This window comes from Leifsonia sp. fls2-241-R2A-40a (genome assembly GCF_030209575.1).
GTDB lineage: Bacteria > Actinomycetota > Actinomycetes > Actinomycetales > Microbacteriaceae > Leifsonia.
Map to the genome: position 1 here is coordinate 1,203,280 of NZ_JARVRS010000001.1, position 15,624 is coordinate 1,218,903.

General features: G+C 65.6%; 13 protein-coding genes and 1 rRNA gene. 3 read left to right on the forward strand and 11 right to left on the reverse strand.

Annotation, left to right across the window (positions count from 1 at the left end; all coding sequences use genetic code 11):
* Window positions 1-261: 261 nt before the first annotated feature.
* The 6 genes from QRN40_RS06020 to QRN40_RS06045 form a co-directional block, all read right to left on the reverse strand.
* Window positions 262-1,785, reverse strand: a 16S ribosomal RNA gene (locus tag QRN40_RS06020).
* Window positions 1,786-2,484: 699 nt separating this feature from the next.
* A complete protein-coding gene (gene ccsB, locus QRN40_RS06025; protein ID WP_285114618.1) occupies window positions 2,485-3,549 on the reverse strand; it encodes a c-type cytochrome biogenesis protein CcsB in 1,065 nt (354 codons plus the stop codon).
* Window positions 3,550-3,558: 9 nt separating this feature from the next.
* Window positions 3,559-5,070: a cytochrome c biogenesis protein ResB gene (gene resB, locus QRN40_RS06030; RefSeq protein WP_285114619.1), complete on the reverse strand. Its 1,512-nt coding sequence runs from the start codon at window positions 5,068-5,070 to the stop codon at window positions 3,559-3,561.
* A gap of 100 nt (window positions 5,071-5,170) precedes the next feature.
* Window positions 5,171-5,911, reverse strand: coding sequence for a cytochrome c biogenesis CcdA family protein (locus QRN40_RS06035; protein WP_285114620.1), 741 nt, complete (start codon window positions 5,909-5,911; stop codon window positions 5,171-5,173).
* 1 nt (window position 5,912) lies between these two features.
* A complete protein-coding gene (locus tag QRN40_RS06040; RefSeq protein WP_502878899.1) occupies window positions 5,913-6,500 on the reverse strand; it encodes a TlpA family protein disulfide reductase in 588 nt (195 codons plus the stop codon).
* A 26-nt stretch (window positions 6,501-6,526) separates the two neighbouring features.
* Complete coding sequence (locus tag QRN40_RS06045) at window positions 6,527-7,222, reverse strand: histidine phosphatase family protein (RefSeq protein ID WP_285114623.1); 696 nt, start codon at window positions 7,220-7,222, stop codon at window positions 6,527-6,529.
* A 150-nt stretch (window positions 7,223-7,372) separates the two neighbouring features.
* Between QRN40_RS06045 and QRN40_RS06050 the strand changes: the two genes are divergently transcribed.
* Complete coding sequence (locus QRN40_RS06050; protein ID WP_285114624.1) at window positions 7,373-8,134, forward strand: JAB domain-containing protein; 762 nt, start codon at window positions 7,373-7,375, stop codon at window positions 8,132-8,134.
* On the opposite strand, the gene aspS is transcribed toward QRN40_RS06050, so the two are convergent.
* On the reverse strand, window positions 8,064-9,431 hold the full coding sequence (aspS, locus tag QRN40_RS06055; protein ID WP_502878900.1) for an aspartate--tRNA(Asn) ligase: 1,368 nt from the start codon (window positions 9,429-9,431) through the stop codon (window positions 8,064-8,066). The genes QRN40_RS06050 and aspS overlap by 71 nt on opposite strands.
* Before the next feature lie 88 nt (window positions 9,432-9,519).
* On the opposite strand from aspS, the gene QRN40_RS06060 reads away from it, so the two are divergent.
* Window positions 9,520-10,704 (forward strand): acetyl-CoA C-acetyltransferase, encoded by a 1,185-nt coding sequence (locus QRN40_RS06060; RefSeq protein ID WP_285114626.1) that lies wholly within the window; start codon window positions 9,520-9,522, stop codon window positions 10,702-10,704.
* A gap of 23 nt (window positions 10,705-10,727) precedes the next feature.
* Here QRN40_RS06060 and QRN40_RS06065 read toward each other — a convergent pair whose 3' ends face one another.
* Genes QRN40_RS06065 through QRN40_RS06075 form a run of 3 tightly spaced genes read right to left on the reverse strand, consistent with a single transcriptional unit; the run spans window position 10,728 to window position 14,357 of the window.
* The gene (locus QRN40_RS06065) at window positions 10,728-11,855 is read right to left on the reverse strand and encodes a bifunctional 2-methylcitrate synthase/citrate synthase (protein WP_285114627.1); all 1,128 of its coding nucleotides are present in this window, start codon (window positions 11,853-11,855) and stop codon (window positions 10,728-10,730) included.
* Window positions 11,856-11,885: 30 nt separating this feature from the next.
* Complete coding sequence (prpB, locus tag QRN40_RS06070) at window positions 11,886-12,785, reverse strand: methylisocitrate lyase (RefSeq protein ID WP_285114628.1); 900 nt, start codon at window positions 12,783-12,785, stop codon at window positions 11,886-11,888.
* Entirely contained in the window at window positions 12,786-14,357 is a 1,572-nt protein-coding gene (locus QRN40_RS06075; RefSeq protein ID WP_285114629.1) for an MmgE/PrpD family protein, read from the reverse strand.
* Between the two features lie 31 nt (window positions 14,358-14,388).
* Between QRN40_RS06075 and QRN40_RS06080 the strand changes: the two genes are divergently transcribed.
* Window positions 14,389-15,027, forward strand: coding sequence for a LysE family translocator (locus QRN40_RS06080; RefSeq protein ID WP_285114630.1), 639 nt, complete (start codon window positions 14,389-14,391; stop codon window positions 15,025-15,027).
* Window positions 15,028-15,090: 63 nt separating this feature from the next.
* On the opposite strand, the gene QRN40_RS06085 is transcribed toward QRN40_RS06080, so the two are convergent.
* On the reverse strand, window positions 15,091-15,621 hold the full coding sequence (locus QRN40_RS06085; RefSeq protein ID WP_285114631.1) for a YbhB/YbcL family Raf kinase inhibitor-like protein: 531 nt from the start codon (window positions 15,619-15,621) through the stop codon (window positions 15,091-15,093).
* Between the last annotated feature and the right edge of the window lie 3 nt (window positions 15,622-15,624).

Genomic DNA, 15,624 nt, shown 5'->3' on the forward strand with positions numbered 1-15,624 from the left:
TTCCGCCGGTCGAGTTATGGCCAACTAGAAAAGGTCCAGAGGATTCGGTTCTCATCTTTTCCGATGAGGTCCGGTCCCTCAGGACCCAACAGCGTGCATGTGCGAAGCTTCCCGGACCGAACCTTTCCTACCCCGAGGGGTGTACTGAGTTCGAGCTGTTCAGCTCCGCACCAATGTCAATGTTCCACCCATGAGCTAACCGGCTGAGACGTTCGCTCAGATCCGGCGCCTGGACACCCGAGGGTGCCAGTTGCTCCTTAGAAAGGAGGTGATCCAGCCGCACCTTCCGGTACGGCTACCTTGTTACGACTTAGTCCTAATCACCGATCCCACCTTCGACGGCTCCCTCCACAAGGGTTGGGCCACCGGCTTCGGGTGTTACCGACTTTCATGACTTGACGGGCGGTGTGTACAAGGCCCGGGAACGTATTCACCGCAGCGTTGCTGATCTGCGATTACTAGCGACTCCGACTTCATGAGGTCGAGTTGCAGACCTCAATCCGAACTGAGACCGGCTTTTTGGGATTCGCTCCACCTTACGGTATTGCAGCCCTTTGTACCGGCCATTGTAGCATGCGTGAAGCCCAAGACATAAGGGGCATGATGATTTGACGTCATCCCCACCTTCCTCCGAGTTGACCCCGGCAGTCTCCTATGAGTTCCCGCCATTACGCGCTGGCAACATAGAACGAGGGTTGCGCTCGTTGCGGGACTTAACCCAACATCTCACGACACGAGCTGACGACAACCATGCACCACCTGTTTACGAGTGTCCAAAGAGTTGACCATTTCTGGCCCGTTCTCGTATATGTCAAGCCTTGGTAAGGTTCTTCGCGTTGCATCGAATTAATCCGCATGCTCCGCCGCTTGTGCGGGCCCCCGTCAATTCCTTTGAGTTTTAGCCTTGCGGCCGTACTCCCCAGGCGGGGCGCTTAATGCGTTAGCTGCGACACGGAAACCGTGGAATGGTCCCCACATCTAGCGCCCAACGTTTACGGCGTGGACTACCAGGGTATCTAATCCTGTTCGCTCCCCACGCTTTCGCTCCTCAGCGTCAGTTACGGCCCAGAGAACTGCCTTCGCCATCGGTGTTCCTCCTGATATCTGCGCATTCCACCGCTACACCAGGAATTCCATTCTCCCCTACCGCACTCTAGTCTGCCCGTACCCACTGCAGGCCCGAGGTTGAGCCTCGGGTTTTCACAGCAGACGCGACAGACCGCCTACGAGCTCTTTACGCCCAATAATTCCGGACAACGCTCGCACCCTACGTATTACCGCGGCTGCTGGCACGTAGTTAGCCGGTGCTTTTTCTGCAGGTACCGTCACTTTCGCTTCTTCCCTACTAAAAGAGGTTTACAACCCGAAGGCCGTCATCCCTCACGCGGCGTTGCTGCATCAGGCTTTCGCCCATTGTGCAATATTCCCCACTGCTGCCTCCCGTAGGAGTCTGGGCCGTGTCTCAGTCCCAGTGTGGCCGGTCACCCTCTCAGGCCGGCTACCCGTCGTAGGCTTGGTGGGCCGTTACCTCACCAACTACCTGATAGGCCGCGAGTCCATCCTTGACCGAAGTTCTTTCCACGTACAGGAGATGCCTCCGTACGTCATATCCGGTATTAGCTTCCGTTTCCGGAGGTTATCCCAGAGTCAAGGGCAGGTTACTCACGTGTTACTCACCCGTTCGCCACTAATCCCCCGGAGCAAGCTCCAGGTTCATCGTTCGACTTGCATGTGTTAAGCACGCCGCCAGCGTTCGTCCTGAGCCAGGATCAAACTCTCCGTAAATGTTTTGCTCCGCGGTCGCAAGCGACCGGGAAACATTGTGCAGGCTTGGCCAGGAAATATGGCCGCGCACTGCGAGTTTGTCTTGACTAGTTTCGAATATCTACTGACATTCTGTTTCTAATCCAAAGGAATCTCGCATCGACCACTAGACTAGGTCTAGAAGGTCAATGCCGAGGTTGTTTGGCATTTGACATTGTGCACGCTGTTGAGTTCTCAAGGATCGGACGCTCTCGCTTTTCAACCTTCCGGCTGTCTCCGCGAGGCAACTTCTCTACCTTACCACTCTCAGTCAGTTTGTCAAGTCGGCGTTTCGTGTTCCTCGTTGGCCCGATATGTGGTGGGCACAACCGATCACACGATCCGAACCGGTTAGACCTGCTCAGTGAGTGGGTGTTAATCCTAAGCGCAGCAGCCGAACTAATTCAAGTTCGGATTTGCCGCTTTGGCTTGGGATTCGGTCCCGCTTGAGGCCGGGGAGCTCTTCCGCTCTCCCGCACCTTTGGGGTGACAAGTAAGTACTTTACGCAGGCCCTGGAGGTCGTGCAAATTCGGCCTACCGCCCGGGCGTGTCGCCCTTGACTTCCGCGGGATTCCGCGGATCTTCGTCAGTCGTGCCGCCCCCAGGCCTCCCGGGGCAAGCAAAAACCCCCTCGTGAGCCGAAGCTCAGAGGGGGTTCTTTTCGCAGAAGTCCGCGACGGTCACAGTCCCGAGTACGCGTGCAACCCGTGGAAGAACACGTTCACGATCCCGAAGTTGAAGAGCACCGCCGCAAACCCGATGATCGCGAGCCACGCCGAACGCGATCCGCGCCATCCGCGAGTGGCTCGTGCGTGGATGTATCCCGCATAGATCACCCAGATGATGAAGGTCCACACCTCCTTGGTGTCCCATCCCCAATACCGGCCCCATGCCTTTTCGGCCCAGATGGCGCCGGCGATCAGGGTGAAGGTCCACGCGATGAAGCCCACGATGTTGATCCGGTATGCGAGGTTCTCGAGCGCTACCGAACTCGGAAGGGTCGCGAGGAAGCGGAACTGCTGCGGTCGAGACTCCTCGACCTGGCGTTCGCGTCGATACTGCAGCAGCTGAAGACCCGACAGCGCGAAGCCCAGAGCGAAGAACGCCGTTCCCAGAACGGCCACGATGATGTGGATCACCAACCAGTACGACTGCAACGCCGGCTGCAACGGAACGACGGGGACGTAGTACCGAAGCAGGGCGATCCCCTGGAGCACAAGGACCAGTCCGAGGACGAAGGTCCCGACGTACTTGATCTGCCACTTGAGGTTGGCGATGAGGAAGACGCCGATGATCACGAGCGTCCCCGTCATCGAGAACTCCCACATGTTCGCCCAGGGGACGCGCGCGGCGGCTATGCCGCGAAGCACCACTGCGACGAAGTGGAATGCGAACCCGACGATCGTGAGGCCGAACGCCCAGCGCAGAGACGCAGAGTTCTCCGATCCGTTCACCAGGTCGTCCTCGACCCGCGAGCTGATCCGCGACGACAGCCGGCCGAGTGCGGACCCGGCAGGTGGCGCCTCCGCGTCACCTCCACCGATCACGGTGGCGGTCGGCGCTCCTACCGGCGCTGTTACCTCCGCGCGCCGGGCGACAGCGCTCGGAACGGCTGCGGCCTCGACGGCCGTTGCCCGAGCTCCCCGCCGTGCGAGATCGAGTGCGAAGGCGATGAATGCCGCCGCGTACAGTCCCATCGCCGCGTACAGGAACACGGTCGAGAGTTGAGCGAGCGTTTCGGTCACTATGCAAGCCTAAGTCTTCGGGGAGCCGGCGAGGGCTCGAGAATGCTGATCCGCCACCGCGGCTATCGCCGCGAGGAGGTTCGGGTCGTCGCCGCGGGCCAGACCGGCGTACTCCAAGGTGAGAGACCCGTCCGAGTTCTCGACGGCCTTCACCCACAGCCGGCGCCTCGGCACGAACAGCGAGGTGAGCAGGCCCACCAGGATGAGGATCGCGAACACGAGGACCCAGACCTGGGCCGGGTCGTGGTGCACCTCGAGCGTCGCGAAGCGCTTCACCCCGTCCAGCGAGATCGTGCCGAGCCCATTCGGCAGCTGCACCTTCTCGCCCGGCTTGAGCTCGAGCGCCTTGGTCTTGGTCGGCGGACCGGCCAGCTGCTCGAGGGTGTCGGTGTTCAGGCTGTAGACGGACTGCGGGACTCCGTCGTCGACGCCGAGGTCTCCCGCGTAGACGTTGAGGCTCAACACCGGATCGTCGAGTCCGGGGAACTTCGACGCCAAGGCCCCCTGGGCTGTCTGGCTCGCCGTCACCGTCGGGTAGAAGAAGCCGATCATGCCGACCTGCTCCTTCAGCCCATCCGGGATCTTCACGAAGCCGAGAGACGTCAGGTTCGGATCGGCCTGCGGGATGAACGGCACCGAGTCGCTGAACACCACCTTGCCGGCGGGATCCCGGACGGTGATCGACGGGGCATAGCCGTTCCCGAGCAGATAGACGTTGGTGCCGCCGATCGCCAACGGGTCGTTCACCTTGATGGTCGTGTTGGATGTCGCATCCCCCGGCCCGACCGTCGTCACGTGCGCGGTGTAGTCCAGCGGTGTGCCGATCGCATCCTTGTTCTTCGTCTCGTAGGCGACGTTGAGCTTGTTCACGGCGATCGAGAACGGCGCCAGCGTCCCATCGCTGAAGAAGCGCCCGGGATTGAACGAGTTGTACGACGGCAGGCTGTTCACGAAGCTCTGACCCTCGACCACGATCTTCTGGCCGGTGTAGCCGAATCCGCCACCGACGCCGATCGCCAGCAGCACCCCCAGCAGCGCGACGTGGAAGACGAGGTTTCCGCTCTCGCGCAGATAGCCGCGCTCGGCGGAGACCGATGTGGAGCGGGCGTCCTGGTAGAGAGCGACGCGGTATCGATTGGCCTTCAGGACGTCGCGTGCGGTCAGGATCGGATCCGGACCGCTCGCGCGAAGCTCCGCCGGCAGCACCCGCGCCTGGAATCCGGACATGCGCGTGAGACGGACGGGCGTTCGCGGCGGCTTGGCCCGCATGGCCAGGAAGTGATGCTTCGTCCGCGGGATGATGCATCCGATCAGGGATGCGAACAGCAGAAGGTAGATCGCCGAGAACCACACCGAGGTGTACACGTCGAAGGCCTGGAGATTGTCGAGAACCGGTGCCAGGGACGGGTTGTCGGTGAAGTACTTGGTCACGCCGTTCGGGTCGGAACTCCGCTGCGGGACCAGGGACCCCGGCACCGCTGCGATGGCCAGCAGGAGCAGCAGGAACAGCGCGGTGCGCATGCTCGTCAGCTGCCGCCAGAACCAGCGAAGCCACCCGGCGGGGCCGAGCTGAGGCTGGACGACGTTCGGGTCCTCGCGAGGGGGCGCCGAATCGATGTGATCAGAGGGCCGGCTCAAAACCTTGGATCACCGCCAAGAACTGGGACATGAGCTCGCTCCACAGACCGGTGACCATCAGGACTCCGATGACCACCAGCAGAACGCCGCCGATGATGTTGATTGCGCGGATGTGCCGCTTCAGGAACGAGACGGAACCCGCCACCCAGTCGAACCCGAGCGCGACCAGCAGGAACGGGATGCCGAGGCCGATGCAGTAGAACAGGCCGAGGAGCGCGCCTCGCCAGGGCGATCCGCTTCCGACACTGAGGGCGCTGATCGCGGCCAGCGTCGGGCCGATGCAGGGCGTCCACCCGAGACCGAACACGATTCCCAGGAGCGGTGCGCCGATCAAGCCCGTCGCCGGCCGCCAGGACGGCTTGATCGTCCGCTGCAAGAACGAGAACTGGCCGATGAACACGAGCCCCATGACGATCACCAGGGCCCCGAGGATCCGGACGACGACCTCCTGCCAGCGAACGAGCCAGAAGCCGAGCGCGCCGAACGCAGCGCCGTAGGCGATGAAGACGACGGCGAACCCGAGGATGAAGAGCGCGACGCCGGTGAGCATCCGCGATCGGTCGCGCTTCGCGCCGGGGTCGCTGATACCGCCGACATACGCGAGATAGCCGGGTACGAGGGGCAGGACGCAGGGCGACGCGAACGACACCAGTCCTGCCAGGAGTGCGATCGGCAGGGCCAGCAGGAGCTGACCGCTGAAAACGATCTGACCGACGCCGCCCACGTCAGTTCTCGGCCACGGCGTCGGAGATGAGGGAGTCGAGGATGCTCTTGTCGGGGATCGCGCCGAGGATGCGCGCTGCGACCCGGCCCTTCTTGTCCACGACCAGTGTCGTCGGCGTTGCCTTCGGGGGAACGGTCTTGCTGAAGGCCAGGAGAACCGATCCCGTGTCCCTGTCCAGCACCGACGGGTAGGTGACGCCCTTCTCCTTCTCGAAGCTCGCGGCGGTCTGTGCCGAGTCGTATAGGTTGACGCCGAGGAACCCGACGCCCTTCGACGCGTACTTCTGACTGAGCGACTCCAGCGCAGGAGCCTCGACGCGGCAGGGTGGGCATCCGGCGTACCAGAAGTTGACGACGAGGACCTTTCCCGCGTAGTCGGCAGAGGAGACCGTGCTGCCACTCTGGAGCTTTCCGGAGAACTCGACCGGCTTGCCGCGGCTGGCGTCAGCGAACTCGCTGACGGTCCCATCGCCGGCGATGTAGTTCTGGCCGCTGCCGGAGCGGTACTGCTTCGCCAGACCGTCGTCTGCTGTGCAGCCGGTGAGGGCGAGAGCGGTCGCCGCGACGAAGGCGGCGATCGGAAGAAGCATGCGCGGGCGCAGGCGAGGTGCGGTACTCACACGGCACCGACGTCCGTGGCGGTGGCCTGCAGGCTCGCAGCGGGCTCGACGTAGCCGACCTCGACGAGACGTCGGGCCGCAGGCGTTCCGGTTGGCTGCGGGATGCTGCCGGCGTCGCCTTCGCGCGGAGCATCCTTCGTCCGTTCGAAGGTCGTGATGCTCGAGAGGGCACAGCGGCGCTTGCGCGGGTCGTGCGGAAAACGTTCGCCCACGACGGACAGGTGGGTGACCCAGATCGGCAGTTGGTGACTGACCAGGATGACGTCGCCCGACTCGACGGACTCGAATGCCGCGTAGACGGCCGCGAGCATCCGGTGCTCGATGCTGCTGTAGGCCTCGCCCCAGCTGGGGCGCAGAGGATTCACCAGGTAGGGCCAGTACTTGGGGTTGCGGACCGCCCGCTTCATCCGCGTGCCCTCGAATCGATTCGTCGGCTCGATGATGCGCTCGTCGATCAGCGGCTCGAGACCGAAGGCCGCCGCTATCGGGGCCGCGGACTCGCGCGTGCGCTGGAGCGGCGAGACCCGCAATGCGTTCATCGGACGCGCCCGCGCGAGCAGCTCGTCGGCTGCTGCGCGAGCCATGCGGTGGCCGAGCTTGGAGAGGCCGAAGCCCGGCAACCTGCCGTACAGGATGCCGTCGGGATTGAACACCTCTCCATGACGGACGAGGTGGACTTGGCTTGCTACCACTGGTCCAGTCTACGGAGCACGTTCCCCTGAGTTCGCTGAGCGCCGGAGGCTGTGGATACAGAGTCGTCCACAGGCAAGCGGTTTGAGCAGCTATCCACAGATGCGTCTCGGCCGAGGGCGGCGGGCCCTCGGTATTCATAACGTCGAGCCATGGCCGACGACGAAGAAGAGGAAGTGGCTCTTGCGAACATCCCGAACCACGACCGCCCCCGCGAACGAATGCGACGCCTGGGCATCGGATCGCTCACCGACGACGAGGTGCTCGCCCTCGTCCTCGGGTCCGGACAGACCGGACGCAGTGTGCTCGCGCTGGCACGATCGGTTCTGCGCCGGACCGGAGGGTTTCCGGGACTGGCGACGATGGACTTCGCCCGGCTGGAGCGCCTACCCGGAGTCGGGCCCGCGACCGCTGGGCGGTTGGTGGCCATCACCGAGATCTGGCGCCGAGCCGGCGCCTCGTCCACCTGGACGCGCCTCGTCGACCACACGGCGGTGGCAGACGTCGTCCGTCCCGAGCTGTTGCACCGCGACTCCGAACGGTTCGTGGTCATCGTCGCCGACCGCGCCTCACGACCGCTCGAGCTCGTCCTCATCCGCGAGGGCGGCGTGGACGAGACCAGCGTCCAGCCGGCCGATGTGCTCCAGGCCGTCCTCACACGCGGCGGCAGGTCGTTCGCGGTTGCGCACAACCATCCGTCGGGCGTGCTCGACGCCTCCGTGGCGGACCTCATGCTCACGCGACGTCTCGACCAGGCGGCGGCAACACTGGGGCTGCGCTTCCTGGGGCACATCCTCGTGGCAGGCGACAGCTGGACCGCCGTGCCGACCGCCGGGTCGGGTGCTACGGCGTCAGGCGCGCGGGGCCGCGGAAGAGATAGGTCGTCTCACGCAGGTTCGAGAGGTGCAGCATGAGCATCAGCACGCGGGCCAAGCCCATACCGAAGCCGCCGTGCGGCGGGATGCCGTACCGGAAGAAGGCGAGTACGTCTTCGAGCTCCTCGACCGAGAGGCCCTTCTCTTCCGCCTGCTTCTCGAGGATGTCGATCCGGTGCTCGCGCTGGGCACCGGTCGAAATCTCCACGCCGTTGAAGATCAGGTCGTAGCTGCGGGTGATGGAGGGGTCCTCGGGATGACGCATGTGATAGTAAGGGCGGATGCTCGCGGCATAGTCCGTCAGGAAGACGAACTCGTGTCCGTAGGTCTCCTTGACGTACGCCGAGATCTGGCGCTCGCCCTCGGGGTCCATGTCGTCGTCCTCGCGCTGCACCTCATAGCCGCGTTCTGCCACGATCCGCTTGGCCTCTGCCAGCGGGATCCGGGGGAACGGCGTCGACGGGACGGTGACCTCGACCCCGAACAGACGCTCGATCTCCTCGCCGTGCTTCTCCTTCACCGCGGTGAAGCCGGCGACGAGGAGCTCTTCATGCACCTTCATGACGTCTTCGTGGCTGTCGATCCAGCTGAGCTCGGTGTCGACGCTGGTGAACTCCGTCGCGTGGCGGCTGGTGAAGCTCGGGTCGGCCCGGAATGCAGGCCCGATCTCGAAGACGCGGCCGAAGCCCGCAGCCTGAGCCATCTGCTTGAAGATCTGGGGGCTCTGCGCCAGGTACGCGGTGGTCTCGAAGTACGGCAGCTCGAACAACTCGGCGCGCGACTCGGACGCCGACGCCATGAGCTTGGGCGTGTGGATCTCGACGAAGCCGTTGTCGACCCAGTACTGCCGGAGAGCGTGCTCGAAGGTCGTCTGCACTCGGAAGATCAGGTTGTGGCTCGGCTCGCGCAGGTCGAGGAAGCGCCAGTCCATGCGCTTGTCGATGCCACTGTCGGCAGCGATGGGGGTCTCGGGGATCGCCGCCGTCTCCACCTCCAGGGACGAGAGGCGGATCTCGATGCCGCCGAGCTTCACCCGCTCGTCGTGCTTCAGTTCCCCGGTGGCGCGGACGAACGTGCCCTGCGAAAGACCCGAGATGGTCGTGGCGGGCTCGTCTGCGACGACGGCACCGTCTTCACCGACCGTGCGCGGGTTCACGAGCTGGACAGCACCCGACTCGTCGCGCAGGACGACGAACTGCACCTTCTTCTGGTCGCGGACGGTCTCTACCCATCCGGCGACGCTCACGGGGCCGTCGGGAAGAGCGGCGAGGTCCTTGATCAAAACGCGTGCAGTCACGAGCCCCAAGCCTACCCGTGCGCCCGGCGACCTCGGCATGCAGGCTGTGCTGGCGCCGGGGCCCTCTCCGCATGCGGCGAGCGCCGCCGGTGTCAGAATGGGAGGACCAGGCACGAAGGAGTAGCCCATGAGTACCGACGACGTCGTCATCCTGTCCGCCGCGCGCACCCCGCTCGGGAAGATCAAGGGAGCGCTGGCGTCGCTGACGGCAGTTCAGCTCGGGACGATCGCCGTTCAGAGCGCGCTGGAACGGTCCGGCCTCGGTGCGGACGCGGTCGACACGGTGCTCTTCGGACAAGTGCTGCAGGCGGGAGCCGGGCAGAACCCCGCACGCCAGACCGCGATCGGCGCTGGAATCGGCTGGGATGTGCCCGCCACGACGATCAACAAAGTGTGCCTCTCCGGGCTCACGGCGGTCATCGACGCCGCCCGGCTGATCCGGACGGGCGAGGCGACCGTGGTCGTCGCGGGTGGACAGGAGTCGATGACGAACGCGCCGCACATCCTGCCCGGCTCGCGGATGGGGTGGAGCTACGGCTCGATCCAGGCACTCGACTCGGCAGCCCACGACGGCCTGACCGATGCGTTCGACGGCGTCTCGATGGGTGCGTCCACCGAGAGCTACACGGAGAAGCTCGGCCTGACGCGCCAGGCGCAGGACGAATTCGCCGCCCGCTCCCACCAGCGCGCGGGCGCGGCTGCGACCAACGGAGTGTTCGACGAGGAGATCGCTCCGGTCACCATCCCGCAGCGTCGGGGCGAACCGCTCGTTGTCCGCACCGACGAGGGAGTGCGCCCCGACTCCACGGCGGAGACCCTGGCAGGCCTGCGACCGAGCTTCGCGGAGGGTGGAACCCTGACGGCAGGGAACTCGTCGCCGCTGAGCGACGGCGCCGCCGCGCTCGTGCTCACGAGTCGCGAGAACGCGGAGCGCCTCGGCCTCGAATGGCTCGCCCTCGTCGGTTCGAGCGGTCAGGTGGCAGGCCCGGACAACTCCCTGCACTCGCAGCCGTCACGAGCGATCGACGCGGCACTGCGCAGAGCCGGATGGGATGTCTCGGAGTTGGATCTGGTCGAGATCAACGAGGCGTTCGCAGCCGTCGCTCTCCAGTCGATGGCGGATCTGGGTCTGGATCCGGAGAAGGTCAACCTTCACGGCGGAGCGATCGCTCTCGGACACCCGATCGGAGCCTCCGGCGCCCGGCTCGCCGGTCACGCGGCGCACGAACTCGCGCGGCGCGGATCCGGGCGGGCGGCAGTGGCACTCTGCGGTGGAGGCGGACAGGGCGACGCGCTTCTGCTGTACCGCTGATCCTGGATCGGGCCGGCGCAGCGCTACCGCTCCAGGTGGCGCTCCTCCGGACCGTTGTACTGGGAAAGCGGCCGGATGAGCGAGTTCGCGGCGTACTGCTCGAAGATGTGGGCGGTCCAACCGGTCACGCGCGCGGCTGCGAACAGCGGGGTGAAGGTCGCGGTGTCGAAGCCCATGAGGTTGTAGGCGGGCCCGGACGGATAGTCGAGGTTGGGCTTGATGTTCTTCCGCTCCCCCATCGCGCCCTCGAGCGCGTCGTAGAGGTCGAGCATGTCCTGTCGGTCGTAGTGCTCGACCAGCGTGACGAGCGCCTCCCGCATGGTGGGAACCCGCGAGTCGCCGTTCTTGTACACGCGGTGACCGAAGCCCATGATCTTGCGCTTTTCCGCCAGCGCGGAGTCGAGCCACTCTGCAGCGTTGTCCGCGGAGCCGATCTCGTCGAAGGCGTGCATCACCGCTTCGTTGGCGCCCCCGTGCAACGGACCCTTGAGCGCCCCGATCGCTCCCGTGACCGCGGAGTACACGTCAGAGAGGGTGGAGGCGATGACCCGGGCTGTGAAGGTCGAGGCGTTGAACGAATGCTCGGCGTACAGGATCAAGGACACGCGGAAGGCGTCGACGACCACGTCGTCCGGGACCTCACCGAAGGTCAGCCACAGGAAGTTGCGGGAGTAGTCGAGATCGTCGCGGGGCTCGACCGGCTCCAGCCCCCGACCGCGCCGTTGGATGTACGCGACGATCGCGGGCAACTGCGCGAAGAGGTAGATGGCACGGCCCTCGTTGAGGTCCGGATCGAGGATGCCGTCGGGCTGCTGGAGCGTCGCATCCAGGCCACCGAGCTGACTGACAGCGGTGCGCAGCGCGTCCATCGGGTGCGCCGATACGGGCACGTCATCCAGGACGCGGCGCGTACGGTCATCCAGGCGACGAAGCGAGCGTTCCAGCGCTTCGAAGGCGACGAGCTGGTCGTCGGTCGGAAGCTCGCCGTGCCACAGCAGGTAGGCGACCTCTTCGAACGAACAGTGCTTCGCCAGCTCCTGCACCGGATAACCGCGATACAACAGCGAGTTCGTCTGCGGGTTCACCGAGGAGATGGCCGTCGTATCCACGACGACGCCGGCGAGGCCCTTGTGGATCTCCGGGTCGGTCATGTGAGCTCCTTCGCTGCTGGACGGAGGGCGCTAGCGGCGCACCTCGAAGTTGTACACCGACGTGTCGAACGCGTTGTAGCCCTCGTAGTCAATCAGGTCATACAGATCGGCGCGATGCTGCATCTCACCGAGCATCGGCTTCAGCGACCCTTCGCTCAGCAGTTGATCGAGGCCCCGCTCGGCGGCCCCCATGGCGAGCCGGAGCAGCGACACCGGCCAGATGACGATGTTCACACCGACATCCCGGAGCTGGTCGACGGTGAACAGGTCGCTCTTGCCGAACTCGGTCATGTTGGCCAGCATCGGGACATCGACGGCGGCCCGGACCGCCTCGAACTCCGACAGGTCGGACATGGCCTCCGGGAACAGTGCGTCAGCGCCGGCGTCGACCAGGGCCTTCGCGCGGTCGATCGCTGCCTGAAGCCCCTCGACCGCCCGGACGTCCGTTCGGGCCATGATCAGCAGGTTCGGATCGCGGCGGGCATCCACCGCGGCGCGGATGCGCTTGAGCGCAGTGTTCTCGTCCACCACCTGCTTGCCATCGAGGTGACCGCACCGCTTGGGATTCACCTGGTCCTCGATGTGCAGACCCGCGACGCCCGCATCCTCGAGGGCCTGGACTGTTCGCGCGACATTCATCGGCTCACCGAAACCCGTGTCCGCGTCGACCAAGGCCGGAAGGTCCGTCATCCTCGCGATCGCGGCCGACCGCTCGGCGACCTCGGTCTGCGTCGTGAGGCCGATGTCCGGGAGGCCCAGGTCGGCGGACAGCACAGCTCCAGAGATGTAGACACCCTCGAAACCCTTCCGCTCGATCAGGCGGGCGCTCAGCGGGTTGAAGGCGCCGGGCATCCGCAGCAGATCGCCGGAGGACAGTCGAGCCCGGAACGCGGCACGCTTCTCGTGCGCAGGAATGGACGAATACAGCATCTAGAACAGTCCCTTCGGCGCGGGCGTCGCCTCAAGCAACCCCGGTCGCGCGGTGATGGTCAGGCCGCCGAGTTCCGCGGCGGTCAAGTCGGGCAGACGAGCGGCCAGGCCCAAGAAGCGCTCGATCTCCTCCGCTTCCAGGACGTCGGCCGCAAGCGCGCGGAATTTGGCGACATAGTCGTCACGAGCGAAGGGCCGCGCGCCCAGTGGGTGGGCGTCGGCCACCGCGATCTCGTCCTCGATGACACGGCCATCGGCAAGACGGATCACGACTCGGCCGCCGAACGCCTTCTCCGCCGGATCGGTGGAGTGGTAGCGGCGGGTCCACTCGGGGTCCTCCGTGGTCGTCACCTTCCCCCACAGTTCGACCGTATCCGGCCGCGCGGCCCGCGTGGGGAGGTACGACTCGACGTGGTGCCAGCCGCCGTCCTGAAGCGCGACCGTGAAGATGTACGGGATGCTGTGGTCGAGGGTCTCCCTCGACGCGGTCGGGTCGTACTTCTGCGGGTCGTTGGCGCCGGACCCGATGACGTAGTGCGTGTGGTGCGACGTGTGGATCACGATGCTCTCCACCCGCGAAGGATCGGATGCCTCCGGATACTCGCGGTGCAGCTTGCGCGCGAGGTCGATCCAGGCCTGGGCCTGGTACTCGGCGGAATGCTCCTTCGTATACGAGTCGAGAATCGCGCGCTTCGACTCCCCCGGCTCCGGCAGAGGGACGTCGTACGACGCATCGGGGCCATCGAGGAGCCACGCGATGACACCGTCTTCGCCCTCGTAGATCGGTGTCGGACTCGTCTCGCCGCGGAGCGCGCGGTCGATCGCCTCGACCGCCATCTTGCCGGCGAAGGCCGGAGCGTGCGCCTTCCAGCTCGAGATCTCACCCTTGCGCGACTGCCGCGTGGCGGTCGTCGTGTGAAGGGCCTGACCGATGGCCTGATAGATCGTCTCGGGCGGGAGGCCGAGCAGCGTCCCGATTCCAGCCGCCGCGGACGGCCCGAGGTGCGCCACGTGGTCGATCTTGTGGCGGTGCAGACTGATCGCCCGCGCCAGGTCGATCTGAAGCTCGTAGCCGGTTGCGATGCCGCGGACGAGGTCGCGACCGCTCAAGCCGTAGGCCCGTGCGGCATGCTGCGCCACGGCAGTGATGGGCGGGATGTTGTCGCCGGGATGCGAATACTCCGCCGCCAGGAAGGTGTCGTGGTAGTCGAGCTCTCGTACAGCCACGCCGTTCGCCCACGCGGCCCACTCAGGCGAAACGCGAAGCGACGGCTTCTCGCCGAAGACCGTGGAGCCGTCCTGCGGGTGGTCCGCGGACTCCGCGAGTTCCTCCAGCTGGCGAACGGCGAGCGGATGCGCGACGGCCTGCGACCTCGCCGACACCACCGGCCGGCGGATCAAGGACGCGGCAGCAACGGCGGCGTTGTCGATGATGCGGTTGATCACCATCTCGGTGACGTCCGCGTCCACCTCCACCGGGTCGGCCGCGACCTCCGCCATCTTCCAGGCGAGCTGGTCCCGTCGTGGGAGGTTCTCCTCGCTGCTGTGTACACGAACGTTGTGGAGCTTCACGTAACGAACCTACCTCCCCTACGCTCAGCACATGGTTCCGGGTCCATCGCTGCTGGCGTTCGCGCTGGCGTCCATCGCATTGATCGTGATCCCTGGGCCCAGCGTGCTGTTCGTGATCGGTCGCTCGCTCGCGCTGGGGCGGCTCGGAGGTCTCCTCAGCGTGCTCGGGAACGCGCTCGGGATGCTGCCGCTGGTCATCGCGGTCTCGCTCGGGATCGGCGCCATCGTTGCGCAGTCGCTGGTGCTCTTCACGGTCATCAAGTTCGCGGGTGCCGCCTACCTCGTCTACCTGGGCATCCAGGCGATCCGGCACAGGCGGCACACCGCCGTCACGCACGAGGCGACTCCTCCACGGCGGTCGCGGCTGCGGATCCTCGGCGAAGGGTTCGTCGTCGGGCTGACGAATCCGAAGTCGCTCGTGTTCTTCGTGGCGGTGCTTCCGCAGTTCGTCGATTACCGCGCGGGCGCGATCCCCCTGCAGCTGTTCGAGCTCGGAGTGGTGTTCCTCGTGCTCGCGCTGATGTTCGACAGCGTGTGGGCGCTCGCCGCGGGAACGGCTCGCCAGTGGTTCGGGCGGTCGCCCCGGCGCGTTGAGCGGTTGGGCGCCACGGGCGGGGTGCTGATGATCGGGCTCGGCGGCGTGCTCGCCTTCACCGGCGTCAAGCACTGAGGCGACGCTCGACGCCGGCAGGCGGTGCTCCACGCCGGCAGGCGTCGCAGGACCGGGACGGGATCAGATGTCGCCGGAGGTGGCCACCGCAGAGGTGACGCCGCGGGCGAGGACGTGGAAGTGCGCGTTGAAGCCGAGGACTGCCGGGGTCGACTGCGGGTCGATGTCGAGGTGGTCCACATCGAGGGCGTGCACGACGATGTCGTAGCGGTGGGTTCCGGTACCCGCCGGCGGCTCCGCTCCCGTGAAGCTCTTGGATCGCAGCTCGTTCGACAGCATCTCGGCACCTTCCGGGAGGTTCGCTCCGCCCTCTGCGCCGGCGTCGGCGGCGAGCTCCGTGACCGAGGCGGGGATGTTGAAGACAGCCCAGTGCCAGAAGCCCGAACCGGTCGGAGCGTCCGGATCATGAATGGTGACGGCGAAACTCTTCGTCTCCGCGGGGAAGCCGCTCCACGAGAGGTGAGGCGAGATGCCGCCGCCACCGGAGGTGGTCGCCCACTGCTCGCGAGAGAAGGCGGCACCATCCGTGAAGTCGTTGCTCGAGACGGTGAAGGAGGGAACGGAGCGGAAGCGCTCCAGGGGATCGTTGGCCATGGC